Source organism: Allochromatium tepidum (genome assembly GCF_018409545.1).
GTDB classification, from domain to species: domain Bacteria; phylum Pseudomonadota; class Gammaproteobacteria; order Chromatiales; family Chromatiaceae; genus Thermochromatium; species Thermochromatium tepidum_A.
Map to the genome: position 1 here is coordinate 2,932,924 of NZ_AP024563.1, position 25,135 is coordinate 2,958,058.

Consider the following 25,135-nt stretch of genomic DNA (forward strand, 5'->3'; position numbering starts at 1 on the left):
CAACAGGAGTCCATCTTGAGCCGCGAATCCGAGGATCTCTCGACCTTCCAGGGTCTCATCTTTGCGCTCGAGCGCTATTGGGCCGATCTCGGGTGCGTCGTCGTCCAGCCCTTCGACATGGAGGTGGGCGCGGGCACCTTCCATCCGTCCACCTTCCTGCGCTCGATCGGACCCGAGCCCTGGCGCAGTGCCTATGTCCAGCCCTCGCGCCGTCCGACCGACGGGCGCTATGGCGAGAATCCCAACCGGCTCCAGCACTACTATCAGTTCCAGGTGGTGCTCAAGCCCTCGCCGCTCGACATCCAGGAGCTGTATCTGAACTCGCTGCGCCGGCTGGGCATCGACCCGCTGGTGCACGACATCCGCTTCGTCGAGGACAACTGGGAGTCGCCCACGCTCGGCGCCTGGGGGCTGGGCTGGGAGGTGTGGCTCAACGGTATGGAAGTCACCCAGTTCACCTATTTCCAGCAGGTCGGGGGACTCGACTGCCGGCCCGTGACCGGCGAGATCACCTATGGTCTGGAGCGCATCGCCATGTATCTCCAGGAGGTCGAGAGCGTCTACGACCTGGTCTGGAGCCGCTCCCCGGCGGGTGTCGTCACCTATGGCGACGTCTACCATCAGAACGAGGTCGAGCAGTCGACCTACAACTTCGAGCTGGCCGACACCGCCGCGCTCTTTGCGCAGTTCGACACCCATGAGCGGATCAGCGGCGAGCTGATCGAGCGCGGTCTGCCGCTGCCGGCCTATGAGCAGGTGCTCAAAGCCTCGCACACCTTCAATCTGCTCGACGCGCGCGGGGCGATCTCGGTCACGGAGCGCCAGCGCTTCATCCTGCGGGTACGCACACTCTCGCGTGCCGTCGCCCAGGCCTATTACGATAAGCGGGAAGCGCTCGGCTTCCCGATGCTGCAATCTTGAGCGGGAGAGGTTCTTTTGGATATGTCGACGACTGATCTGCTCATCGAGATCGGGACCGAGGAACTCCCGCCGATCGCCCTGCCCGTTCTGTCGCGCGCCTTCACCGAGGGCTTTCGCGACCAGCTCAAGACCAATGGGATCGGGTTCGAGACGATCGAATCCTTCGCCGCGCCACGGCGTCTGGCCCTACTGATCAAGGACATCCAGACGCGCCAGCCCGATCAGGAGAGCGTGCGCCGCGGGCCGGCGGTCCAGGCCGCGTTCGACACCGAAGGCCAGCCGACCAAGGCCCTGCTCGGTTTCGCGCGCTCCTGTGGGGTCGAGGTCGAGGCGCTGGGACGCGAGGAGACCGACAAGGGAAGCCGGCTGATCCATCGCAGCGTCACGCCCGGTCGGGAGACGGCACAACTGGTGCCGGACATGACCGAGGCCGCGCTCGCCGGGCTGCCGATCCCCAAGCGGATGCGCTGGGGCGACCGAAGCGAAGAGTTCGTGCGCCCGGTTCACTGGATTTGCTTGATGCTCGGCACCGAACCCGTCGCGGGCACCGTCATGGGTCTGCCCGCCGAGACCCGCACCCGAGGTCATCGCTTCCATCATCCCGCCGCCATCGCCATCGGCCAGGCAGCGGACTATGCCGCGACCCTGCGTGAACAGGGCCGGGTCGAGCCGTCCTTCGAGCTTCGGCGTGAGTGCATCCGCGAGCAGGTCATGAGCCTGGCCGCGTCCAATGGACTGCGGGCGCGCATCGATCCCGAACTGCTCGATGAGGTCACGGCCTTGGTCGAATGGCCGCAGGCCCTGCTGTGTAAGTTCGACGAGCGCTTCCTGGAGATCCCGCCCGAGGTGCTGATCGAGACCATGCAGAGCAACCAGAAGTACTTCCCGGTCGAGGACATGCACGGGGCGCTTCAGGCCCACTTCATCACTGTGGCCAACATCGAGAGCCGCGACCCGGATCAGGTGCGCGCCGGTAACGAGCGCGTCATCCGTCCGCGCTTCTCCGATGCCGCCTTCTTCTGGTCGCAGGATCTCAAGCAGCCGCTGGAAGCCTTCGCCCCCCGGCTGGAGACCGTGGTCTTCCAGGACAAGCTCGGCACCCAGGCGGCCAAGTGCGCGCGTGTCGCTCGGCTCGGCCGCGAGCTGGCCCCGGCGATCGGTGTCGATCCGGCGCTGGTCGAGCGGGCGGCTCAGCTCTCGAAGTGCGATCTGATGACGGCGATGGTGTTCGAGTTCCCCGGACTCCAGGGCATCATGGGGCGCTATTACGCCGAACGCTCGGGCGAGGACGCCTGTGTCAGCGCGGCGATGGAGGATCAGTACCGCCCGCGCTTCGCCGGCGACGAACTGCCGATCAGTCCCTGCGGCCGGGCGCTGGCGCTCGCGGATCGGCTCGACACCCTGGTCGGCATCTTCGGCATCGGACTGCGTCCGACCGGCACCAAGGATCCCTATGCCCTGCGCCGGGCTTCGATCGCCGTGCTGCGGCTGCTGATCGAGACCCCGCTCGACCTGGATCTGCGCGACCTGCTCCAACGCGCCTCCGCCGGCTTCCCGGCCGGCCTTTTGGCCGAGGACACGGTCGAGGCGGTCCTGAGCTACATGCTGGAGCGTCTGCGCGGCTATTACAGCGATCAGGTGGTGGCGGTCGACACGGTCGAGTCGGTCATCCACACGGGCGTGACCAATCCCTGGGATCTGGACCGGCGCATCGCGGCCGTCACCCAGTTCCGCCGTCTGCCGGCGGCCGATGCCCTGGCCGCCGCCAACAAGCGCATCCGCAACATCCTGCTCAAGGCCGACCCGTCGGATCCGGCCGAGGCCGGACCGAACCCGGCTCTGCTCGTCGAGGTGCCCGAACAGCGTCTGGCCGAACGGATCGCCGAACTCGAAACTCAGGTCGAGCCGCTGGCCCAGGCGCGCGACTATGTCGCCATCCTGGAGACCCTGGCCGAACTGCGCGAGGACGTCGACGCCTTCTTCGACGAGGTCATGGTCATGGCGGAAGATCCGGCCACGCGGCGCAACCGGCTCCAGTTGCTGCGGGCGCTGTCGGCGCTGTTCCTGCGCGTGGCCGACATCTCGCGGCTCCAGTGACGGCCATACCACGACTCAGCAGGCCCATGCCCGCATGACAGATCGGCTCGTCATCCTCGACCGCGACGGTGTCATCAACCAGGACTCCGACGACTACATCAAGTCGCCGGACGAATGGGTACCCATCCCCGGCAGTCTGGAAGCCATCGCGCGCCTGTCGCACGCGGGCTTTCGGGTCGCCGTCGCCTCCAACCAGTCCGGTCTGGCACGCGGACTGTTCGGGCTAGACACGCTCAATGCCATCCATCAGCGCCTGCATGAGCGGGTGGGCGCGCTGGGCGGACATATCGAGATGATCGCCTTCTGTCCGCACGGACCGGATGACGGCTGTGCGTGCCGCAAGCCGCAGCCGGGCCTGCTGCTGGAGATCGCCGAGCGATTCGGGACGGTCCTGGATGGCGTGCCCTTCATCGGCGATTCGCTCGACGACATCCGGGCCGCGCGTGCCGCCGGCGCCCAACCCTGGCTGGTGCGCTCCGGCAAGGGCGAGCGCACGCTGGAACAGCTGCGACTTCAGGGCGCGGAAGACACAGTGATCGACATCCCCATCTATCCCGATCTGAACGCCGCCGCCACCGCGCTCATCGACACCCTAGTCTGAACTTATGACCCTGCTGCGTTCCCTGCTGTTTCAGCTGATCCTGATCGGATCGAGCCTATTGTATTCGCTCGCGATCCTGGCGCTCGGGTCCGGCGACTCGGGCCGGCGCGCACCACGCCTGGCGCGCTCCTGGGCCAGACTCAATCTCAAGGCGTTGAAGATCCTCTGCGGGCTGGACCATCGCGTGCACGGCCTGGAGCATCTGCCCAAGGACAACGCGATCGTGCTCTGCAAGCACCAGTCCGCCTGGGAGATCCTCGCACTCCGGGCATTGCTGCCGCCGGAGCAATCCTGGGTGCTCAAGCAGGAGCTGATCCGCATCCCGGTCTTCGGCCGGGCACTCAAGCGACTGAGGCACATCGCGATCGATCGTGCCGCCGGACGCCGCGAGATCACCCGCCTCATCCGCGAAGGCAGCGCGCTACTGGAAGGCGGGCACTGGGTGGTGATCTTCCCCGAAGGTACGCGGGTCGCGCCCGGAACCCAGGGCAGCTACAACATCGGCGGCGCGCTGCTCGCCGAGCGCACTGGGCGACCCGTGGTGCCCATCGCCCACAATGCCGGTGTCTTCTGGGGACGTCAAAGTCTGATCAAACGCCCAGGCGCCATCGATCTGGTGATCGGTCCGACCATCCGAACTCAGGGACGCAAGGCCACCGAGATCAACGCCGAGGTCGAGCGCTGGATCGAGCAGACGCTTGCAGCGATTCAAACACAGCACCGAATTTGACGGGCTCGATCGGCGAGCGATTCGACATCGGGATCGATCGCTTGCAACGTTTGGATCATCGTGGAGTCGTCTGCTCGTGCTCGAGCGAATTGAACCTGATGTCGGAGATACCATAGCATCATTCACAACCCCAACACAGACTGTATCTCGAGCGAATTGAACCTGATGTCGGAGATACCATAGGCCCGATCATGCAGGCTTTGCAGAAGCTGCAGTTCCTCCCAGGCTTCGGGCGTCCAGGTACCGACGACATTACTCTCACCGAAGATGAGCTGACGGAACACCAGATCGAAGGCTTTGATGTCGCCCCAGGCGGTGATGAGATAATCCAGGGCTTCGGGAAAATCCTTCTCCAGCGCCGATCGCTGATCCTGAGTCGGTACCACGCGCCCCTGTCCCAGATCCGGCAGTTTCTCGGTGCGTGAACGGTCTTCCTGTACCGCCGGCAGATCGGCCTCGTTCGGCATCTGGCCCAGCAACCATTCGGCCCAGCCGCGCAGTGCATCCAGGGGATGCTCGAACTCCAAGGTGAGCAGATACAGATCATGCATGGGCACGGATTTGCTATCCATGACCCGTGAGCGCAATCTCAGACGGGCACGCGAGGGAATACCGTTGAACTGGATGGCCAGACTTTGACCCCGGGCATAGAGCTTGGTCGCATTGATCCGTAATAGCCCCTTGGCGATATCGCCCAGCGCCCAGCGCCATTCGTCGAGCGTCTGGATCTGGATTTCAAGCGTATCGACCAGGCGCGAAGCCTCCTGCTCTTCGGTATTGGAGTCCTGGGCCTGCATCAGACTCAGCAATTTCTCCAGCCGGGTCTGATGCAGCAAGGACAGGCGCATGAAGCGCAGGGCCAGCAGATAACGCCCATCCTCCAGCGCTTTCTGTCGCAACAGTGCGGCCTCGATCTGGATCGTCTCACCCGAGTTCCAGGGTAATAACAACCGGACAGGCGCGTCCGTGCCGGGCAGCTGGGTCTTGGACTCGCAGAGGGCGCCGCCCCAGGAGAGATCGACCAGGGTCACCGTGTGCGCCCTGGACTCGCCGGAATACTGCAACCGGACTGGTATCTGCGCGTGTATGCGGGCCTGTGTGCGTCGCTCGGAGACGGGACTCGCGGTGGGAGACGTGTTCGGTGATGGCATCGATCAGTACTCCAGCTTCAAGCTGTGGATTAGACGGGTTCGCGAACGCTTGGAGCGCGATTTCAGGACACCGGCCTGGCCATCGAGCATCGATGGATGCGCCGAAGTCGAGCGTTCAGATATCGAGATTACCCACATTCAACGCGTTGCGCTCGATGAACTCGCGACGCGGCTCGACCTGATCGCCCATGAGCGTGGTGAAGATCTGGTCGGCGGCGACCGCGTCTTCGATGGTGACTTTCAGCAGACGGCGCATCTCCGGATTCATGGTGGTCTCCCAGAGCTGCTCCGGGTTCATTTCACCCAGCCCCTTGTAACGCTGGATGCTGTAGCCGCGTTGAGCCTCGGCCAGCAGCCAGCGGATGCCCTCGCCGAGTTCGCCGATCTCCTTGACCCGCTCGCCGCGTCGCACGAAGGCGCCGGGCTGGATCAGACCGTCGAGCTTGAGGCCGAATTCGCGCAGTCGGGCGTAATCGGCCGTATGGAAGAAGTCGAGCGGGATCGTCCGTGTCTCGGGGATGCCGTGGATGAGCCGGATCAGTTCGAGTCCGCGCGACTGCCCCTCGACGGGTTCGCCGACGCGCAGGACATAGCGCAACGAGACCGATTCGGCGGCATTCAGCCGTGCTTCCATGGTCCGGCACCATTCGGCCAGGCGTTCGCCGTCGGACAGGAGCGAGGCATCGACCGGTGGCGTGCGCACCAGCTCATCCAGGAAGGTCGCGTCATAACGCGATGCCAAGCGGCGCACGATACTCACGACAACCTGATACTCCTTGGCCAGGGCTTCGAGGGCCGTGCTCGCCAGCGGCGGCGCATCGGCGTCGACATGGAACTCGGCTCCATCGAGCGCCGATTGCAGCATGGCCCCATTGAGCGCCGCCTCGTCGAGCAGGTAATCCTCCTGCTTGCCCTTCTTGAGCTTGTAGAGCGGCGGCTGGGCGATATAGATGTGTCCGCGCTCGACCAGCTCCGGCATCTGCCGGTAGAAGAAGGTCAGGAGCAGGGTACGGATATGCGCTCCGTCTACGTCCGCGTCCGTATTGTGGCAGCAGAGTCCACCCAGACCGGCGATGAAGTTCTCGTCCTCCTCGACCGAGAAATCGTAGACCTGGCCGTTGCTGGCCTCCACCGGAGTGATGGACTCGATCGGCAACGCGATCAGGTCGCCGTCGAGCGTCTCGAAGCGACGGTTGACCGAGGGTGCGGTACTCCGTAAACGCTCTTCCAGCGCCTCGGCGCCCGGCAGATCGGACCAGACGGCACGCAGACGCGCCAGATCCTCGCGTGCGCTGACGGTCAGGATCCAGTGCGGATGGCGGGTGACACAGGGTTGACCACGGATCTCGCGCACCACGCCATCGGGTTCGTAATGCGACAGCGACGCCACGACCCCGAAGGACGACAACAGATAGGACAGACCGCTCGCCAGATCGCGCGAGGAGGTCGCGAAGCCCAAACGTCCACCCGCGAGCGTGCCGTCGCCCTGAAGATAGCCGCGGATAAAGGCCAAGCGCAGCGGCTCGTCGACGCTGAACACCAGATCCGGAATGGCCTTGTCGATGGCGTTGGCATTGGTGAAACCGAACAGATGGCGCCAGGCCAGCACCGCGACCCGATTGGTCAGACGCAGTTCGGTGACGCGATCCTGGCTGGTGTAGACCTGGGCTTGCAGGCCGAAGGTCTGTTCCAGGACGCGACGCAGTTCGGGCAGGATCGCCCGATTACGCGCACCGATGGCGAAACGGATGCCGCCACGCTCGGAGCAGGAACCCTCGGCCAGATAGAACCCGAGCAGCCAGAGCAGATCGGTGTTCACATTGATGAAACGTGCCATGCCACGGTCGGCGTAGTGCCTGGGCGTCAGTTCGAGATCCGCGCGCGTACCGAAACCGCTCACGGCCTCGCCATCGAGATCGCTCAGCCGGACATAGGGACGAACCTGATTGGCCGGCGCGCCACGATACTGCGTCGACCAGGTCTGCTCCAAACGGCCGGGAACGACCTCGACCTGTTCCATGATCCGGTCCACATCCGCGCCGACGGCCTCCAGATAGGCGACCCAGCGATCCAGTCGCGGTCTGGAGCGACCGCTTTCCCAGGCATGGATGGTCACGGGCTGACGGACGCCGATTTTTTTGCAGAGCGAACGAACGGTCTGACCGCCGGCCCGGCGCAAGGCGGCAACCTCGGCGCCAACGGCGATCGGCAGTTCAACGCGCGGTGAGACGAGTTCGGCATCGTCTGCGTACTGAGCCGGCACACGCGCCTTGTGACAATCCTCGACCGCCGCGCCGCGTACCCAAATCTGAGCCGCCGCTTCCGGAACGGCATGCAGCGCACTCAGGACATCGAGACGCTCGGGAGCCGTAACCGGGAACGACAGCGAACGGGGCGCGACGATCCGATCGCCCGTGCGCAGCTCATCGCCACGCTTGAGCCGGATCTGCTGATCCTCATAGACGAAAACGCTGTGACTGGCCGTTACCCGCACCGAACGACCATAGGCCGACCTGACCTCATAGAGCGACTCGTGGAGCGGGTGACGGATCACGGCCTTGATGGGGCGGAAACGGGTCAACCGATCTTCCAGGCCGAAGCACAACACCTCGCCCAGATCGGCGTCGGCGCGCTTGCAATAGTCTTCGCCGGACGCTTTAGGTAAGGCGGCGTCGATGAAGTTGCCGATGCGGGTCATGTGCACCTGACCGCCCGGATCACGCACGAAGACGTGCTCCTCGGCATCGACGCTCATGATGATGACGCGGTGATAACGCAGATTGTCCGGGTTGTATTCCTCGCGCCCGATGCCGCAGCCGAGCGCGGTGATCAGGGTGCCGACCTCGGCCGAGGACAGCATCTTGTCGAAACGTGCCTTCTCGACGTTCAGGATCTTGCCCTTGAGCGGCAGGATGGCCTGGAAGGCACGATCGCGGCCCTGCTTGGCCGAGCCGCCGGCCGAGTCGCCCTCGACCAGATAGAGTTCGGACTTGGCCGGATCCTTCTCCTGACAGTCGGCGAGCTTGCCCGGAAGCCCCGCGATGTCGAGCACACCCTTGCGTCGCGTCATCTCGCGCGCCTTGCGGGCGGCCTCTCGCGCGCGCGCCGCTTCGAGCATCTTGCCGGCGATGACCTTGGCCTCGTTGGGTTGCTCTTCCAGGAAGGTGCCCAGATGCTCGACCACCAGCGACTCGACCACCGCCTTGACCTCGGAGGACACCAGCTTGTCCTTGGTCTGGGACGAGAACTTGGGATCCGGCACCTTGACCGACAGCACGGCCGTCAGTCCCTCGCGCGCGTCGTCCCCGATCGGGCGGATCTTCTGGTTCTTGTCCAGCCCCTCGCGCTCGATATAGCCGTTGAGCGTGCGCGTCAGCGCCGCGCGCAGACCGGCCAGATGGGTGCCGCCGTCACGCTGCGGAATGGTGTTGGTATAGCAGAAGATGGTTTCCTGATAGCCGTTGTTCCACTGGATCGCCAGCTCGACACCGATGTCCTGACGCTCGGTGCTGAAATAGATCACCGTCGGGTGGATCGGCTCCTTGTTCTGGTTCAGGTTCTCGACGAAGGCGCGGATGCCGCCCTCGTACTCGAAGACGTCCTGACGCCCGCTGGCCTCGTCGGTCAGGGTGATGCGCACGCCCGAGTTGAGGAACGACAGCTCGCGCAGACGCTTGGCCAGGATGTCGTAGTGGAAGTCGAGATTGGTGAAGATCTCGCCCGAGGGGTAGAAGCGGATCTCGGTGCCGGTCTCGTCGGTATCGCCGATGACGCGCAAGGGATAGAGCGGTTCACCGAGACGGTATTCCTGCTCATAGAGATGACCGCCGCGCCGGATGCGCAGATACAGCCGCTCCGAGAGCGCGTTGACCACAGACACGCCCACGCCGTGCAGACCGCCCGAGACCTTGTAGGAGTTGTCGTCGAATTTGCCGCCCGCGTGGAGCACGGTGAGGATGACCTCGGCGGCCGAGCGGTTCTCCTCGGCATGGATGTCGACCGGGATGCCGCGCCCATCGTCGACCACCGAGACCGAACCGTCGGTATGGAGCGTGACCGACACCGTGGTGCAGTAGCCGGCGAGCGCCTCGTCGATCGAATTGTCCACGACCTCGAAGACCATGTGGTGCAGACCGGTACCGTCGTCCGTATCTCCGATGTACATGCCCGGACGCTTGCGGACCGCATCCAGTCCGCGGAGCACTTTGATATTCGTAGAGTCGTAGGTCATGGATCTGAGCCGTTCGTGATTTGAGGAGAAGCGGAACGCCCTGTATCGAGCGGAAGGCGAGGCCGGGGCGCATGTGAGACGCCAGCGGCAACGACGTCGGGAGCGTGCCGAACGCTCCATTATACGGGACGGCGCGACTCGGCACCGAACCCAAAGCGCCGGCTTGGTTTCCGGACAGTCTCTTCAATCACATCAGGAATGACGGTCCCGCCAGTAGCCCCAATCCAGGCGCCGCCAGCACTCCGGCATCAAACCGCTGTAGAGCAACAGACAGCGGACGATCGAATGCCAGGTCTTGAGCAGGCGTCGGCGCTCGATGCGGCGATGATCGGTGGCGTAGACGATGAGGTCGGGACGATAACGGGTCGCAAAACCCGCACGCCGAATACGCCAGACCAGTTCGGAGTCCTCGTTGCAGTTCAGGCGCAGGTCGAATCCATCCACGGCCCGGAGTGCCTGCCTCGGTACCAGCAGATTGGAACCCGAGGCGGCGGGGATCGCACAGGACTGACACAGCGCCTGCCCCCAGGCGAACCGGCGGTAGTACGCACGAAAACGGTCTCGGGAGAGCTTGGGACCATAGTAGACCGCCGGCTCGTCGAGAGCCGCCAGACGTTCGAAATAGTCGGGCGCGAAGACCACATCGGCGTCCGAGAAGAGCAGCCAGTCCGAGCGCGCGACCTCGAACCCGCGCTGGCGCGCCTCGGTGACGTTGCCTGGCTCGCGCAGAACCAGGGTCCGCTCGGGCCTGAGCCGTTCGATCAGCTCCGGTGTCTCGTCCCGGCTGGCGTCCACGACCACCAGCGAGAGTTCGCGCGGAATGGAGTCCAGGAAGGCTCCGATGTTGCGTGCCTCGTCGCGCGTGGCCAGTACGAGCGTGATATCCGATAGCTTCACCGGTTGTCCTCCGACCCCTTGGCGATGGCCTCGACGCAGATCCGTTTGCCCGAGGCCGTGCGCTCGTCACGCTGGTTGAAGATCTCGGTGACCTCCCGGATCCAGACCTCTTGCTCCGAACCATAGGTGAAGCGGACCAGGACAGTGTCCGCCCCTGGAGAACAGGGCGTCGGGGCGGCAACCCCAAGTCCGGGTACGGTCGAACATGCGAGAACCGAGACGAGGAGTGCGCAGGTCGAACGCAGGCGGCCTCTGCTCATGATGCCTCCGGCCCAGGTGAGCGATCCGGCTTGAGATTTGGGAGAGCAATGTGAGCGTCGAGTATTGCAGAGAAAAAAGACGGTTCCATGACGGCTTCATGACCTCCCTCCCGCCGCCGCAGGCGTCATCGCGCCGTCATCCATTCCTGCTCTACTCGCCCAAGACCGGTGCGTGACGATCGCGGCCTGGCCGGATTCCGCCCCTTGAACCAGTCACCCTGGGAGATGCCCATCCTCATCGGCAAAAACCGCTATCTGAGCCGGATGCTCTGGGACAAGGGGATCCGGCACGCGCTGCACGAATGGGACGGGCGCGCCCATCAGGGCTATCACTGGCGACGGATGGCGCCACTCTATCTTTGAGCGAGTCGACAGTCGTGTCACCACGGCCGCTCGACGCGCCGAAACTCCCGCCACCGTTCCTCGAAGCCCTTCAGCAGATCATAGGCCTGATGGGTGCGCCAGCCGATCAGGGCGCCCGAATAGCGGATGACCTCGACATCGGATTCGTCCGCGAGCAGCTCGGTGAGCAGATCGGACATGACCGCTACGTCGTTGAGCACGCCCAGCAGATCCTGGAGTCCTTTCAGGCGACTGATGAAATCATCGAGGCCCGGAACGATGGGGGCGAAGAATTCGGCGGCATACCGCAGTTTCTTGCATTCGATGCGCAACAGATGCATCTGCTCCGGATCGCTCCGATCCATTCCCAGGCCCGCCTCCAGCACATGGCGCATGAGCCGATCCAGCCGCTTACGCGCATATTGCACGATCGGCCGTTCGAGCGTTTGACGTTCTCGCCGCGACAGCTCGGTCCGATTCCAGGCGGCGTGTCCGAACCAGTCGGGAAAGTCGAGCTTGAAGGCCAGATAGCGTTCGCTGTCGAGCATCGTGCGTACCCGCTCATAGGCCGCCGCCCGGTGCCGTTCGGCGAGCGCCGCCAGTCGCTCGCCGCCGGTCAGCGGCAACCGGTTGCGAACGGCCGCCAGCCCCTCGTCGATGAAGACATCGAGATCCCGTGCCGGACCGAGCTGGTTGGCGATCCAGCGCAGTTCCTCGCTCCAGGGCCGGCTGACGGTCTTGGGCACCGCCGTGCGGAAGGCCGACAGCGCGGCGCGCATCCGTCGCGAGCTGACCCGCATCTGATGTACGCCCTCGGTGTCGTCCCAGGTGCGGGCCTGGTCCTCCCACGACAGCATGGCCCGGAAATCGTGACATAGGATCTCGGCCAGCGCCTCGCTCACCGTCAGACCCGCATGCACGGGGACCGGTGTTTTGCTCTTCCGTTTGTTCATGAGGTCTCTCGCGATTCAGGCACAGATCAGTTTATCCGGAAGTAGGCCACCTGCTCGTGCAACAGCTTGGAGAGGTCGTTCAACTGGGCACCCTGGCCGAATCCCGACTCGGCCGCCTCGGCATGATCCTGTGCCAGGGCCGCGATCTGATTGATGGCCACGGCGATCTCCTCGGCCATGCGGCTCTGCTCCTCGGCGGCGCCGGCGATCTGATGGGTCATGTCGGTCAGGATCGCCACGGATTCGGCGAAGGCATCCAGATTCTGAACCGCCTGACCATAGTGATCGACGCTTTGCCGGGCGCGGTCACGATTGGCATGGATGACCTCGACGGCGGCACTGGAGCTGCTCCGTAGCGCGCCGATCAGCGTTTCGATCTCCTCAATCGAGCGCTGGGTGCGCTGCGCGAGCTGACGCACCTCGTCGGCGACCACGGCGAAGCCGCGACCATGTTCGCCGGCGCGCGCCGCCTCGATCGAGGCGTTCAGAGCCAGCAGATTGGTCTGGCCGGCGATCTCGCGGATCACGCCGAGCACGTTGCCGACCGACTGGCTGCGATCGGCCAGACTCAGCACCACCTCGGCGGCCTGATCGATTTCATGCGCCAGGGCTTCGATGATTTGCGTCGTTTGATCGAGAATCTGACGGCTGTGTTCGATGCGCCGGCGGGCGTCGCTAGTGGCGTCGACGGCGCGGCTGGTGTGGTCGGCGACCTGCTGTGCCGCATTGGCCAAATGCGTGACCGCGTTATCCACATGGCCGGTCTCGGCCTTTTGGCGGTCGAATTGAATCTTGCTGTGCTCGGCCAGACGCACCATGTTGCTCGCCGAGTCATGCAGATCGCCGCTGGCCACATGCAGGTGTCCGATGATGTGGCGCAGACGCTCGGCCATGCCCTGCAGCGCGCGCATCAATGTTCCGACTTCGTCCTGGCGTCCGGTCTCGAAGGAGACATTCAGATCGCCCTCGGCCAGCGCGGAGACGGTGACAACGGCCGTATGCAGGGGACGCAGAGCATGGCGCATGTAATAGAACAAGCCCAGGGACGCCAGGATCAGCAGCAGGGCGACCCCGGTATAGGCGATGAACTCGAAGCGACGCTGTTCGAGATGGACGGCCGTAGCGTCGGCGACGCTGACCAGATGCGCCAGCGGTTGTCCGTCGACGCCGGGCAGCGGCAGGAGCGTGGCCGTGTAGGTCGCCGTATCGATGGATCGGGTCTGGCGGTCGATCCGTCCCAGCGCCGGCCAGCTCAGCCCCAACTGCTCGAAGAGATCCGGGCGCGTGCCTGCGAACAGCGAGCCTTCGGCACCGACCAGATAGACCTCGGCGCCCTGTATGGCCTTGAACCGTTCCAGAACCGAGCCCAGTGATCTCTGAAACACGACCGTACCAATGGGTTCATGGCGCACCAGCAGCCGAAACGCCAGCAGCGCGACGGGTTCGCCCTGCGCATCGAGTCCGAGGCCGTGCTTGGGCCGATCGTCGGCAGCCGCGGCTGTGACCAGGGCTTGCACATGGCTGGAAACAGCCGATGCCTTGTCGCCATACAGACGCTCGCCATCGATCTCGAATACGATCAGCCGATCGAAATAGCCCTGCTCGCTGACCAGATTGATCAGCGACTCGACGGCCTGGCGCGCGGCCTGAGCATCGCCGTTCTTGAGCGCCTGCCGCAATGCGAAGTCGCGCTCGAAGTCGACCATGCCGGTGTTCATGTGCTCGAACAGACGTTCCAGACTCTGGTTCCAGACCAGGCTGCGGCCCGAGGCCGCCTCCTGGGTGAGGCGTTGTTCGAGTCGAAGGTTGCCGGCCTGGGCGACCAGGATCAGGGCGGCGGCGACCGTCAGGGTGACGAGGATCGCCGCAAGGGTGACGCTTTTTCGGATAGTCATGAGTCACTCGGCGTCTCGGTGGCCGATGGAGAGGGGTGCGCGATGGATGCAACAGCGGGGCGGTTGGAAGGGCTGCATTACAGCAGAGCCATGTGACCGGGTGATGACGGCCGGCAAGTGTTCTCCGAAAACCCTGCCGCTCACACTGAACGCGGTTTATGATTCGATCCTTATGTTCCCGACAGACACAGGCCGGCCCGTGAATCGATCCAACCACTCCCACCCCGAGATCCCGAACGTACCCATGCTGGCCTCGGAACGCCGCGCCGCCGCCGGACTGGCCGCCATCTTCTCGACCCGGATGCTCGGGCTGTTCATGGTGCTGCCGGTGCTGGCGCTCTACGCCCACGACCTGCCGGGGGCCACGCCGCTGCTGGTCGGACTGGCGATCGGCGCCTATGGGTTGACCCAGGCGCTGTTCCAGATCCCGCTCGGGCTGCTGTCGGATCGGATCGGGCGCAAGCCGGTGATCTATGGCGGGCTGGTGCTGTTTCTGATCGGCAGTCTGGTCGCGGCCCTGGCCGACAGCATCCAGTGGTTGATCATCGGACGCGCGCTCCAGGGCAGCGGCGCGATCGCCGCCGCCATCATCGCCCTGACCGCCGATCTCACCCGCGAAGAGGTACGCACCAAGGGTATGGCCGCGATCGGGATCAGTGTCGCGCTCTCCTTCGCCGCCGCGCTGGTGGTCGGGCCGCCGCTCACGGGGCTGATCGGGATCTCGGGGCTGTTCTGGCTCACGGCCCTGCTCGCGCTCGCCGGGATGCTGCTGCTGGCCCAGGTGGTGCCCGATCCCGAGCAGTCGAAGGTCCATCGCGACGCCCAGCCGGTGCTCGATCAGCTCGCCGGCGTGGTGCGCGATCCGACCCTGATCCGGCTGGATCTGGCGATCTTCATGCTGCATCTGACCATGGTCAGTCTGTTCGTGGTGCTGCCGCTGTCGCTGCGCGAGGCCGGACTGCCGGTGACCGAGCACTGGATGCTCTATCTGCCGGCGGTGCCGGCGGCGATCCTGGCCATGGTGCCCTTCATCGTGCTCGCCGAGCGGCGCGGTCGGGTACGCTCGGTGCTGATCGGGTCGGTGGCGGTGCTCGCGCTCTCGATGCTGGGCTTCTATCTGTTCAATCAGACGCTGTGGCTGGTCGGGGTGCTGCTGGCGGTGGTCTTCACCATCTTCAATCTGCTGGAGGCGGTGTTGCCCTCGCTGGTCTCCAAGGCGGCACCGGCCGGGACCAAGGGCACGGCCATGGGCGTCTTCTCCAGCGCACAGTTCATCGGAGCCTTTCTCGGCGGACTGCTCGGCGGGCTGGTGCACGCGCAATTCGGGTTCGCGTCCGTCTATCTGGTCGGCTTGCTGACGGCCCTGCTCTGGCTGCGGCTGGTCTGGACCCTGCCGATCCCGGAGAACCTGAGCCGTCATGTGATCGCGCTCGGCACCTCGGGCGCCACACTCGACGTCTCCAGCCTGGAACGGCGGCTGCTGGAGGTGCCGGGCGTCAAGGAGGCCGTGATCGTGCTCGACGAGGGCGTTGCCTATCTCAAAGTGGACAGTCGTCAGACCGATTGGGCAAGATTGCAGACGTTTTCGGCGGCCAGCGCCTAGCCCGACCGGCTGGAGCGATCGGCCGTCTTCGGATTCATATGAGATCGATGACCGGCGTCCGTGCACGACCGGTGGGAGTAGAGACATGGCGACACGAGGTGTCAACAAAGTGATCCTGATCGGCAATCTGGGTGCCGATCCCGAGGTGCGTTACATGCCCAGCGGCGATGCCGTGGCCAATGTGCGTATCGCCACCAGCGAGAGCTGGAAGGATCGCAACACGGGCGAGTTGCAGGAGCGGACCGAGTGGCACAGCGTAGTCTTCTTCGGCAAGCTCGCCGAGATCGTCAAGCAGTATCTGCGCAAGGGGTCCAAGATCTACGTCGAGGGCAAGCTGCGCACGCGCAAATGGCAGACCCAGGACGGCCAGGATCGCTATACCACCGAGGTCGTCGTCGACGTGGGCGGCACCATGCAGATGCTCGACAGTCGGCCGGGCGGCGCCTCTTCGGTGCCCTTTGACGACGCGCCGGCGTCTGCTCGCGGCGGCAGTGGCGGCGGTTCGGGCGGTGGCCGTCCAACAGCACCGGACTCGGCCCGACCGAGCAATCAGGACAGCGGCAACTTCGGCGGTGGGGCCGATTTCGATGACGACATTCCGTTCTGAAATTCCGGCGTGAACAGCGAGCACCTGCTGCAACGCATCCGCTTGGGCGAGGACTCGACCCTGGAACTCAAGCGTCTGGTGGTCAAAGACGGCGGCAAAGTGTTCGAGCCGCATCCCGATGGCCTGTCCGACGAACTGGCGGCGATGGCCAACGCCAGCGGCGGCCTGCTGGTGCTGGGCGTGGACGACCGGACGCGCGAGATCATCGGCCTGCCGCTGGAGCATCTGGACCGCGCGGAGACCTGGTTGACGGCGATCTGCACCGACCGCATCCAGCCGCCGCTGGACATCGTCACCCGTCACCTGACCCTGCCCGATGCAACCGGAACGCCGGTGCCGGTCATCGCCGTGGACGTGCCGCGCAGCCTGTGGGTGCACAAGAGCGCCAACGGCTATTTCCGTCGCGTCGGGCACGCCAGGCGCGAACTGACGCCCGATGCGCTGGCGCGACTGTTTCAACAGCGCAGTCAGGCCCGGCTGATCCGCTTCGAGGAACAGACGGTGCCGGGCTGCACCCTCGACGATGTCGACGCCCTGCTGGTGCGCCGCTTCCTGCACCCGGACGAGGGCGAGACACCCGAGCAACTCGAACGCCTGCACCTGCTGGCCCGGCACGACGAACAATGGGTACCGACAGTGGCCGGCGTGCTGCTGTGCACGCTCGACCCGACGCGCTGGCTACGCAACGCCGAGATCCTGGCCGTCGCCCATCACGGCGTGCGCAACGACCCCAATGAACAGATCGACGCCCTGGAGATCCGGGGACCACTGGATCGGCAGATCTTCGACGCCCTGCACTTCGTGCGCCGCAATATGATGACGGCGGCGCGCAAACGTCTGGGGCGCATCGACTACCCGCAATATGCCCTGGACGCGGTCTTCGAGGCCATCGTCAACGCGGTGGCGCATCGCGACTATTCGCTGCACGGCCGGCGCATCCGGCTGTTCATGTTCAGCGACCGGCTGGAGATCCGCTCGCCCGGCGCCCTGCCCAATACCCTGTCGCTGGAGTCCATGACCCGCCTGTCGGTGCCGCGCAACGAAATCCTCGCCAGCCTGTTCGCGCGCTACTGCCCGGTGGACGATCCGACGCTGGGCCGACGTCTGCTGATGGATCGTCGCGGTTTCGGGGTCGAAATGATCCTGCGCGAAAGCGAACGTCTTTCGGGACGACGACCGCTGTATGAAGCCATCGGCGATCTGGAACTGTGTTTGACCATCTACGCCCAAGCCTTACCGGATGAGTCCCGATGAAAGCGCTCAAAGATCGAAGCGCTCGAACTCCAGGCTGAACCGGCCGCGTCCCTGAGTCAGACCGCGCAGGGTGGTCGCATAACCGAGCAGCGGCTCCAGCGCGGCCTCGGCGCGGATGGTCGCCAGATCGTCCTGGATCTCGGTGGCCTGGATCAGAGCCCGCCGTGCCTGGAGATCGCCGAGCACCGCGCCCAGGTTCGGCTCGGGGACGACCACCTCCAGACGCATGACGGGGGTCATCAGCGCCGGATGCGCGTTCTCCAGCGCCTTGCGCAGCGCCTTGCCGACGGCTGCCGCCGTGGCTGCCGGCGTCGAGCCGACGCCGAAGAGTTCGACCTCCTCGACACCGACCGCCACATCCAGCACCTGAGCGCCCTGGAGCGGCCCGCCGGCCAGGGTGGTGTCGATCGACTCGCGGATCGCCTGGATGTGCGCCTCGTCGAGCTGGGCGCCCTCGGGCCGCAGACACGGCTCCAGTTCGATCAGATTGCCGCGCCCGCGCTCACGCGGCCGGACGCTGACCGCGGCCCGCGCCATCGGATCGGGCTGGCGCGAATCCGGCGTGGGTGGCGGGGCGAACAGCGCCTCGGCGCCGGCCGGCTGACGGATGGTCTCGCGCGTGGCCACGGCCGGCCGGCCGGCGCGCACCCCGACGCCGAATTCGCGCTCCAGTCGCTCGATGACGATCTGCAAGTGCAGCTCGCCCATGCCTCTGAGCAGCCGCTGGCCGGTCTCGGGGTCTTCCTCGACGCGCAGTGTGGGGTCTTCCTGCTGGATCTTGTGCAACACCTCGACGAGCCTGTCTTCCTCGGTTCCGGACGCCGGTTCGATGGCCAGCCCGAGCACGGGATCATGGACCTGGATGCGTTCCAGACTCAGCACCTGCCCCGGAGCGCAGAGCGTGTCGCCCGTGCCGGCGAAGCGCAATCCCGCCAGGAGCACGATGTCCCCGGCCTCGGCCAGATCGCGCTTGGTCTTCTTGCCGGCGTCGACCTCGAACAGCCGCGCGACCTGTTCGCGCTGCACGCGCCCGTCGGCGGTCAGGAACTCGACCGCGTCGCCCGGCGCGAGCCGCCCGCGATAGAGCCGGACGAAGACGTGTCGGCGCCCTTCCCAGAGCTGGACCTTGAAGGCGAGCGCGGCGAGCGGGCCGTCCGGGGTCATGACGACCTCCTCGCGCGTCCCGTCGGACCGTTCGGCGAGCGCGGCCGGACGGTCGAGCGGGGCCGGCAGGAAGTCGATCACGCCATCGAGCAGCGGCTGCACACCCAGATTGCGCAGCGCACTGCCGCCGTAGCAGGGAACGAGCGTCCCGGCCAGGGTTCCCGTGCGGATGGCGGCGCGCAGTCGCTCGGGCGACGGCTCCCCGCCGGCGAGCACCAGATCGGCCAGCGACTCGTCGACCTGGGCGGCGGCCAGCGCCAGCGCCTCGCGCCGCTCGCGATGACGCGCCCAGAGTTCGGGCGGACAGGGCTCGACGACGATCCGCTCGCCCTGTTCGCCGATGAAACGAATCAGGATTCGATCGATCAAATGCAGCACGCCGCCGGCCTCGGGTACGGGGATCGTGATCGGCACCGGCTCGGCGTGCAAACGCTGCTTGACGGATGCCAGACAATGGTCAAAATCCGCGCCCGGACGATCCATCTTGTTGATGAACAGGAGCGTCGGCAGTTCGAAGCGCGCACGCTGACGCCACACCGTCTCGGTCTGGGGTTCGACGCCCCGGACGCCGTCGAGGACGATGACGACGCCATCGAGAACCCGCATCGCCCGCTCGACCTCGATCGAGAAGTCGACGTGTCCGGGTGTATCGATGATCTGGATCAGATGTTCGCGCCAGGGAGCCTTGGTGACGGCGGCGGTGATGGTGATGCCGTGACGCTGTTCCTCGGCCATATAGTCCATATGAGCGGCGCCATCGTGCACCTCACCGATCTTGTGCGAGGTGCCGGTGTAGAACAGGATGCGCTCGGTGAGCGTCGTCTTGCCCGCATCCACATGAGCGGCAACCCCGATATTGCGGACGTGCGACAATCGGGATGGTTTTTTCATCGCATTGAACAGGAGCTTGGAAAACGTTATGAGAGGTCTTGAACTCGGCGGACGCCCCCGAGCCTGGCTCGTGCCGGCGCTCTGCGCATCGCTGCTCGGCTGGGGCGCGCACCAGGGCGCCTGGGCCGAGACCTTCCGGCTGGAGAACCCCAACGACTCGGTCGTGGGCACACCCTTCTATTTCACGGCACGCGCCAAGGATACACTGCTGGACATCGCCCGCCAGAACAATCTGGGCTTCGACGACATGCGCCAGGCCAACCCCAAGGTCGATATCTGGGTGCCCGGCGAGGGAACCCAGGTACTGGTTCCGGCCTTCTATGTGCTGCCGAACGCACCACGTCAGGGGATCGTGATCAATCGCGCCGAGAAGCGGCTCTATTACTACCCGCCCGACGATCCCAACGAGGTTCGCATCTATGCCATCACCGTGGGCAAGGATGCCATGGCCACGCCGCTGGGCAACTTCGAGGTCATCGAGAAGCGCAAGGATCCGACCTGGACGCCCGGGCCGCAGGTGCGAGCCAATTACGCCGCCCGCGGCAAGATCCTGCCGCCCACGGTACCGCCGGGTCCGGACAATCCGCTCGGACGTTTTGCCATGCGCCTGAGCAACCCGGACTATCTGATCCACGGCACCAACCAGCCCTGGGGCATGGGCCTGGAGGTCAGTGGCGGCTGTATCCGGATGTACCCGGAAGCCATCGAGGAGCTCTACGGCATGACCGGCCTCAAGACGCCCGTGGCCATCATCGACCAGCCCTACAAGTACGGCTGGCTGGGGGATGATCTCTATCTGGAGGTGCAGACCGGGGAGAAGAGTGTCCGCAAGCACTATCGCTCGGTGATTCCCGAGTCGGTGGCGAACGCCGAGGGGGTGACGATCGATTGGAAGGCGGTGGAACGGGCCGTCGAGGAGGACTCCGGTGTCCCGCAGGTCGTGGGACACCGGAGCGGATCAGGTCAAGCGAATCACTTGCCCATGATCTTCTGATACATACGGTCCAGACGCTCGGTGTTGGAGTTGCAGCACGCCTGGGCACTGTTGGCGGTGTCCATGGCCCGCTGAGCCATGTCACGAGCGGTCTGGTCGGTGGTGCAGCCGCCGAGCAGCAGCAGAGCGGCGATAGAGATGGAAGCAGCCTTGACGATCTTGGTCATGATGGATCTCCGAAAGTTGTGGGCCTTGCGGCCTGCATATTAACACATGGTGCGTAAGTCTACCGAGCCACGCCCAACCATCCGACGCATGACGTTGGGTTGGTGTGATGAGCCGGGTAGGATTTGACGTGCTCGTTCTGGTCCCGTGCCCCCCGGTTTGGACTGCAAGCCCAGCCAGGAAGTCGGTGTCCGGCGTAAAGCTTGGGGCAAATTCAGTGAGACATCAAGCCCACAATCATACCGATCGGCGGATTTTTTACAACGGCCAACCGATCCCGGCCTCCACTCATATAGGACACGACCCTGGATACGAACCGGAGACGCACGCAACACCTTGTAAAAAAAGGCTTTCAACGCCAAGCTGCCGGCCACGAGCAACCGCCGTGTCGATCGATATGCACGAGACTCCTCCGCATCCGCTTCACCCCGGCGGGCGTCCACCGTCTCAGTGTCCAGTCGATTTGATACTGCAAACCAACACTGTTGTATTTTGGATTTCATTTGATGCATCGTTACTACGGGCGTGGCCCCTCCGCGCCAGGCGAACCGCCTTTTCGCTGTGATGGTTTCGCGCGCGCCGGCGAGGTCGTCGACTCGACGGGCGAGCGGATCGCCCTGAGTCAACTGCCGGCTTTTCTGCGCGCGCTCCTGGTCACGGACGGCACAGTCACCAAGATCCTGGAAGCCTATTTCTGGGAGCCGGTGGTGGTCGATACCCTGGAGCAACGCTTCGAGGACGCGCAGGAACCCGTGCCCTGGCTCGGAGTCGAGCGTGGCGACCCCTGTCTGATTCGCGACGCCCAGCTACGCGGCACCGACAGCGGACGCCGTTTCGCCGAAGCCTTCTCACTGATCCGCACCCAGCTCATCCCGCCGGATTTCCGCCGGCGGCTCATCGATCGCGAGATCGGCATCGGCGTACTGATCCGGGACAGCGGACTGGAGAGCTATCGCGAGGTGCTGGACGTGGGGCTGGACCGGACGGCCGATGGTGAGACAGCGGTGTTTCGCACCTATCGCATCACCATCGACCATCGTCCGGTGATCCTGATCACCGAATACTTTCCAGTGGCGCTGTATCGCTGAGATCCCGGCGTCGCTCTCGTGTTCCTCAAGGCGTCTTCGTTGCGAAACCCGCGTGCTATAGTACGCGCCGCGAACGAGACCATTCGATTTTAGAGTTCGAGTATCGATGTCGACCGACACCCAACATGGCGAGTCGTCCCTGCTGATCCAGCTCCAGCATGGACTCAAGCGCGAGCAGTTCGAGCGCGCCCTGCACGATATCCGCGCCGGCTGGGACCGGCGCGAACTCTGGATGACGCTCGGACTCCAGGACGTGCGCCAGCGTTATCGGCGCTCCAAGCTTGGGCCGTTCTGGATCACGCTGTCGATGGCGATCATGGTGCTGGCGCTCGGGCTGCTCTATGGCCAGATCTTCGGCCAGGATCTGCACGACTATCTGCCCTTCCTGGCCGCCGGTTTCGTCATCTGGGGCATGATCGCGAGTCTGATCAACGACGGCTGCCAGTCCTTCATCCTCGCCGAGGGCATGATCCGCCAGCTCAACGCGCCGCTGTCGATCTATGCCTATCGCGGTCTCTGGTCGACCCTGATCGCCTTTGCCCACAACATCTGGGTCTTCCTGGGGGTTGCGCTCTGGTTCGGGGTTGATCTCAACTGGAACCTGCTGTGGGTGCCGGTCGCGCTCCTGGTGCTGTTGCTCAATGGGCTATGGATGGCGCTATTCCTGGGGCTGCTGAGCGCGCGCTTTCGCGACGTACCACTGATCATCGGCAGCATAGTGCAGGTGTTGTTCTTCATCACGCCGGTCATCTGGAAGCCCGACATGCTGCCGGGACGCGCGCTCTGGCTCGATCTCAACCCCTTCTACCATCTGGTCGAGATCATGCGCGCCCCGTTGCTCGGTCAACCACCGGCGCTCGGCAACTGGCTGACGGTCATCGCCATCACGGTCGTCGGCTGGGCGGTGGCGCTCTTCTTCTATTCGGCCTACCGCTGGCGCGTCGCCTACTGGGTTTGAGGGAGAGTATCTTGGCCTCGATCACGCTGGAGAACGTCTCGGTCTCCTTTCCCGTCTACAGCGCCTCGACGCGCTCGCTCAAGAATCGTCTGATCCAGAGCGCGACCGGCGGCCAGATCCGCGCCGACACGGTCTCGCAGCGCATCTCGGTGGTGCAGGCGTTGCAGGACATCAACGTCTCGCTCGAAGACGGCGACCGGCTCGGACTCATCGGCCACAACGGCGCCGGCAAGACCACGCTGCTGCGGGTGCTCAGCGAAATCTATGAACCGAACAGCGGGCGGGTGAAGGTCCAGGGTTCGACCGTGCCCCTGTTCGACATCGCACTCGGCATGAATCAGGAGAGCACCGGCTACGAGAACATCGTCCTGCGCGGACTCTTCCTTGGGTTGCCGCGCCGTAAGATCCGGGCCATGATGGACGAAATCGCCGAGTTCACCGAGCTGGGCGACTTCCTCAATCTGCCGATCCGCACCTATTCGGCGGGAATGCAGATGCGGCTGGCGTTCGCCGTCTCGACCTCGGTGGTGCCGGACATCCTGCTGCTCGACGAGGGCATCGGCGCCGGGGATGCGTCCTTCCTGCACAAGGCGCGCGAGCGTCTGGAACGCTTCACCGAGCGCGTCTCCATCATCGTGCTCTCTTCACATTCGGAAGACCTGGTACGCAGCATGTGCTCCAAGTCGCTGCTGATGGAGCATGGTCGCGTGGTCTTCGCCGGTCCGACCGACGAGGCGTTGGAGCGTTATCGGGCCATGCGCGGCTGGTGATCCGGCAAGCCCCCGCCCCTCGCGGGAGAGGGGTTGGGGAGAGGGTGAGAAGGAACCACCGTGGCTCGGTGGTTTTCGAGCCGTTGCTAACGGCTGACCTGATGCAGATGGAAGCGATGACGCAGGAAGCCCTGGAAGTGCTTGACCTCTTCCAGCGCCAGCTTCAGACGTCCGACCTCGATGCGGTTGAGATGGTCGAGCGGCAGATAGTTGGTCATCGGCTCGCCGCGTTCGAGCTTCAGCAACTGGGCGCGGAGGCGTAGCGCGATCAGGAAATCGAAGGCGGCCAGCAGGCTGTCGGCCTGATGCGCCTCCAGGATGCCGGCCTGCTGGAGTCCCCGCACCCGATCATGGGTGCGTCCCTCGCCGATGCCGGCCTGGAGCGCCATCGCCTTCAAGCCCTCGGTGATGGCGAAGACCCCCGCCTTCTTGACCTCGATGCAGCCGCGATGCGGGCCGCGCCGCTCGGTCTTGACCCGCCCGAACCAGTCGAGCGGCGGAAGGAAGGCCACGGCATTCGACACGCTATGGACCAGGAACAGGTTGTTGCCGTGCAGCTTAGCGATGATGTCGGCCTTGAGTTCCTGCTCGAACGATTCGTCGCCGTAGAGGGTGCGCAGGTCGAAGAACATGCTGCCCGCGAGGATGTTGGCGGGCGTCGGGGTGCGCAGCCATTTGTCGAGTATCTGCTTCCAGCCGCTGACACTGCGTCGCCACTCGGGATTCTTGGCCATGATGCCGCCCGAGCAGGCGGGCACGCCGATGTCGATCAGATTGTCGATCAGATCGACGCTGAAGGCGCGCAGTCGTTCCAGCTCGTCTTCGGACAGATCGTCGGCATAGACGATGGCGTTGTCCTGGTCGGTAGCCAGGGTCTGTTCGCGCCGTCCCTCGCTGCCGAGCACCAGGAAGGCGAAGCGGTCGGTGAGATCCGGATAGCGCGCGGCGCGCACCAGCTCGATGAGCCGGATCAGCAGCCGGTCATTGAGCAGGGCCACGGTCTGGACCAGATCGCGGGTCGCCACGCCGGTGCCGCGCAGATGGAGCACCAGATGTTCCATGCGCTCACGCAGCGTCTTGAGTTCCGCCGGGGTCTCCGCCTCCTCGATCTCCTTCATGAGTTGCTGGGGCGAGCGGCTGTGCAGACGCAGGGCATCTGTGTCGGTGACGATGCCGCGCAGTTTACCCTCGGCGTCGACCACGCACAGCCGATGGATGCGCCGCCGACTCATCAGATAGAGCGCCTCGAACAGATAGTCGCTCTCGCGGATGGTGACGAGCGGGCTGTTCATGATGTCGCGTGCGCAGCGTTCGCGCGGGTCGATGCCGGGGGCCACGACCTTGTTGCGCAGATCGCGGTCGGTGACGATGCCGACCGGTTCCTCGCCGTCGCGCACCAGCAGGCTGGAGATATTGCGCGCACGCATCAGCTCGGCGACCTCGATCAGCGGCAGATCCGGCGCGCAGGTCACGACATCCGTCTGGCAGATCTTGCTGACTGGGGTGAAGAAGACGTTTTCAGCGGACATGATGGCCTTCGTGTGTTGTGCCTTGGGTCCGAAT

General features: G+C 64.8%; 21 protein-coding genes. 12 read left to right on the forward strand and 9 right to left on the reverse strand.

Going from position 1 to position 25,135, the window contains the following annotated elements:
- Positions 1-15: 15 nt before the first annotated feature.
- The 4 genes from glyQ to Atep_RS14170 are packed head-to-tail and all read left to right on the forward strand — an operon-like array spanning position 16 to position 4,349.
- On the forward strand, positions 16-921 hold the full coding sequence (gene glyQ / locus Atep_RS14155) for a glycine--tRNA ligase subunit alpha (RefSeq protein ID WP_176977014.1): 906 nt from the start codon (positions 16-18) through the stop codon (positions 919-921).
- Positions 922-942: 21 nt separating this feature from the next.
- Positions 943-3,018 (forward strand): glycine--tRNA ligase subunit beta, encoded by a 2,076-nt coding sequence (gene glyS, locus Atep_RS14160; protein WP_213379094.1) that lies wholly within the window; start codon positions 943-945, stop codon positions 3,016-3,018.
- A gap of 34 nt (positions 3,019-3,052) precedes the next feature.
- Positions 3,053-3,619, forward strand: coding sequence for a D-glycero-beta-D-manno-heptose 1,7-bisphosphate 7-phosphatase (gene gmhB, locus Atep_RS14165; protein ID WP_213379095.1), 567 nt, complete (start codon positions 3,053-3,055; stop codon positions 3,617-3,619).
- 4 nt (positions 3,620-3,623) lie between these two features.
- Positions 3,624-4,349, forward strand: coding sequence for a lysophospholipid acyltransferase family protein (locus tag Atep_RS14170; protein WP_213379096.1), 726 nt, complete (start codon positions 3,624-3,626; stop codon positions 4,347-4,349).
- Between the two features lie 122 nt (positions 4,350-4,471).
- Here the strand turns inward: Atep_RS14170 and Atep_RS14175 are convergent, their stop codons facing one another.
- The 4 genes from Atep_RS14175 to Atep_RS14190 all read right to left on the reverse strand — a co-directional run bounded on the left by Atep_RS14175 (position 4,472) and on the right by Atep_RS14190 (position 10,888).
- On the reverse strand, positions 4,472-5,500 hold the full coding sequence (locus Atep_RS14175) for a PilZ domain-containing protein (protein WP_213379097.1): 1,029 nt from the start codon (positions 5,498-5,500) through the stop codon (positions 4,472-4,474).
- 115 nt (positions 5,501-5,615) lie between these two features.
- The gene (locus tag Atep_RS14180; protein ID WP_213379098.1) at positions 5,616-9,731 is read right to left on the reverse strand and encodes a DNA gyrase subunit B; all 4,116 of its coding nucleotides are present in this window, start codon (positions 9,729-9,731) and stop codon (positions 5,616-5,618) included.
- A 192-nt stretch (positions 9,732-9,923) separates the two neighbouring features.
- Complete coding sequence (locus tag Atep_RS14185) at positions 9,924-10,628, reverse strand: glycosyltransferase family 2 protein (protein ID WP_213379099.1); 705 nt, start codon at positions 10,626-10,628, stop codon at positions 9,924-9,926.
- A complete protein-coding gene (locus Atep_RS14190; RefSeq protein WP_213379100.1) occupies positions 10,625-10,888 on the reverse strand; it encodes a hypothetical protein in 264 nt (87 codons plus the stop codon). The genes Atep_RS14185 and Atep_RS14190 overlap by 4 nt, the downstream gene beginning before the upstream one ends.
- Before the next feature lie 204 nt (positions 10,889-11,092).
- Here Atep_RS14190 and Atep_RS14195 point away from each other — a divergent pair, with 204 nt between their 5' ends.
- A complete protein-coding gene (locus Atep_RS14195) occupies positions 11,093-11,251 on the forward strand; it encodes a hypothetical protein (protein WP_236786257.1) in 159 nt (52 codons plus the stop codon).
- Positions 11,252-11,268: 17 nt separating this feature from the next.
- On the opposite strand, the gene Atep_RS14200 is transcribed toward Atep_RS14195, so the two are convergent.
- Positions 11,269-12,183: a CHAD domain-containing protein gene (locus Atep_RS14200; protein ID WP_213379101.1), complete on the reverse strand. Its 915-nt coding sequence runs from the start codon at positions 12,181-12,183 to the stop codon at positions 11,269-11,271.
- Between the two features lie 26 nt (positions 12,184-12,209).
- Positions 12,210-14,078 carry a methyl-accepting chemotaxis protein gene (locus Atep_RS14205; protein ID WP_213379102.1) on the reverse strand — a complete coding sequence of 623 codons (1,869 nt, stop codon included), beginning with the start codon at positions 14,076-14,078 and terminating at the stop codon, positions 12,210-12,212.
- 244 nt (positions 14,079-14,322) lie between these two features.
- Between Atep_RS14205 and Atep_RS14210 the strand changes: the two genes are divergently transcribed.
- From Atep_RS14210 to Atep_RS14220, 3 genes are all read left to right on the forward strand, one after another.
- Positions 14,323-15,681: an MFS transporter gene (locus tag Atep_RS14210; protein ID WP_213381740.1), complete on the forward strand. Its 1,359-nt coding sequence runs from the start codon at positions 14,323-14,325 to the stop codon at positions 15,679-15,681.
- Positions 15,682-15,766: 85 nt separating this feature from the next.
- Entirely contained in the window at positions 15,767-16,288 is a 522-nt protein-coding gene (gene ssb / locus Atep_RS14215) for a single-stranded DNA-binding protein (RefSeq protein ID WP_213379103.1), read from the forward strand.
- 9 nt (positions 16,289-16,297) lie between these two features.
- The gene (locus Atep_RS14220; protein ID WP_213379104.1) at positions 16,298-17,542 is read left to right on the forward strand and encodes an ATP-binding protein; all 1,245 of its coding nucleotides are present in this window, start codon (positions 16,298-16,300) and stop codon (positions 17,540-17,542) included.
- Between the two features lie 6 nt (positions 17,543-17,548).
- On the opposite strand, the gene Atep_RS14225 is transcribed toward Atep_RS14220, so the two are convergent.
- A complete protein-coding gene (locus Atep_RS14225; RefSeq protein WP_213379105.1) occupies positions 17,549-19,597 on the reverse strand; it encodes an elongation factor G in 2,049 nt (682 codons plus the stop codon).
- Between the two features lie 28 nt (positions 19,598-19,625).
- Between Atep_RS14225 and Atep_RS14230 the strand changes: the two genes are divergently transcribed.
- A complete protein-coding gene (locus Atep_RS14230; protein WP_213379106.1) occupies positions 19,626-20,591 on the forward strand; it encodes a L,D-transpeptidase family protein in 966 nt (321 codons plus the stop codon).
- Here Atep_RS14230 and Atep_RS14235 read toward each other — a convergent pair.
- Positions 20,570-20,758: an alanine-zipper protein gene (locus Atep_RS14235; RefSeq protein WP_213379107.1), complete on the reverse strand. Its 189-nt coding sequence runs from the start codon at positions 20,756-20,758 to the stop codon at positions 20,570-20,572. The genes Atep_RS14230 and Atep_RS14235 overlap by 22 nt on opposite strands.
- A gap of 504 nt (positions 20,759-21,262) precedes the next feature.
- Here Atep_RS14235 and Atep_RS14240 point away from each other — a divergent pair.
- From Atep_RS14240 to Atep_RS14250, 3 genes are all read left to right on the forward strand, one after another.
- Complete coding sequence (locus Atep_RS14240) at positions 21,263-21,844, forward strand: chorismate--pyruvate lyase family protein (RefSeq protein ID WP_213379108.1); 582 nt, start codon at positions 21,263-21,265, stop codon at positions 21,842-21,844.
- 106 nt (positions 21,845-21,950) lie between these two features.
- Positions 21,951-22,802 (forward strand): ABC transporter permease, encoded by an 852-nt coding sequence (locus Atep_RS14245; RefSeq protein ID WP_213379109.1) that lies wholly within the window; start codon positions 21,951-21,953, stop codon positions 22,800-22,802.
- A 152-nt stretch (positions 22,803-22,954) separates the two neighbouring features.
- Positions 22,955-23,572 carry an ABC transporter ATP-binding protein gene (locus Atep_RS14250; protein WP_419467499.1) on the forward strand — a complete coding sequence of 206 codons (618 nt, stop codon included), beginning with the start codon at positions 22,955-22,957 and terminating at the stop codon, positions 23,570-23,572.
- A gap of 86 nt (positions 23,573-23,658) precedes the next feature.
- Here Atep_RS14250 and Atep_RS14255 read toward each other — a convergent pair whose 3' ends face one another.
- A complete protein-coding gene (locus Atep_RS14255; protein ID WP_213379110.1) occupies positions 23,659-25,101 on the reverse strand; it encodes a DUF294 nucleotidyltransferase-like domain-containing protein in 1,443 nt (480 codons plus the stop codon).
- Positions 25,102-25,135: the final 34 nt, after the last annotated feature.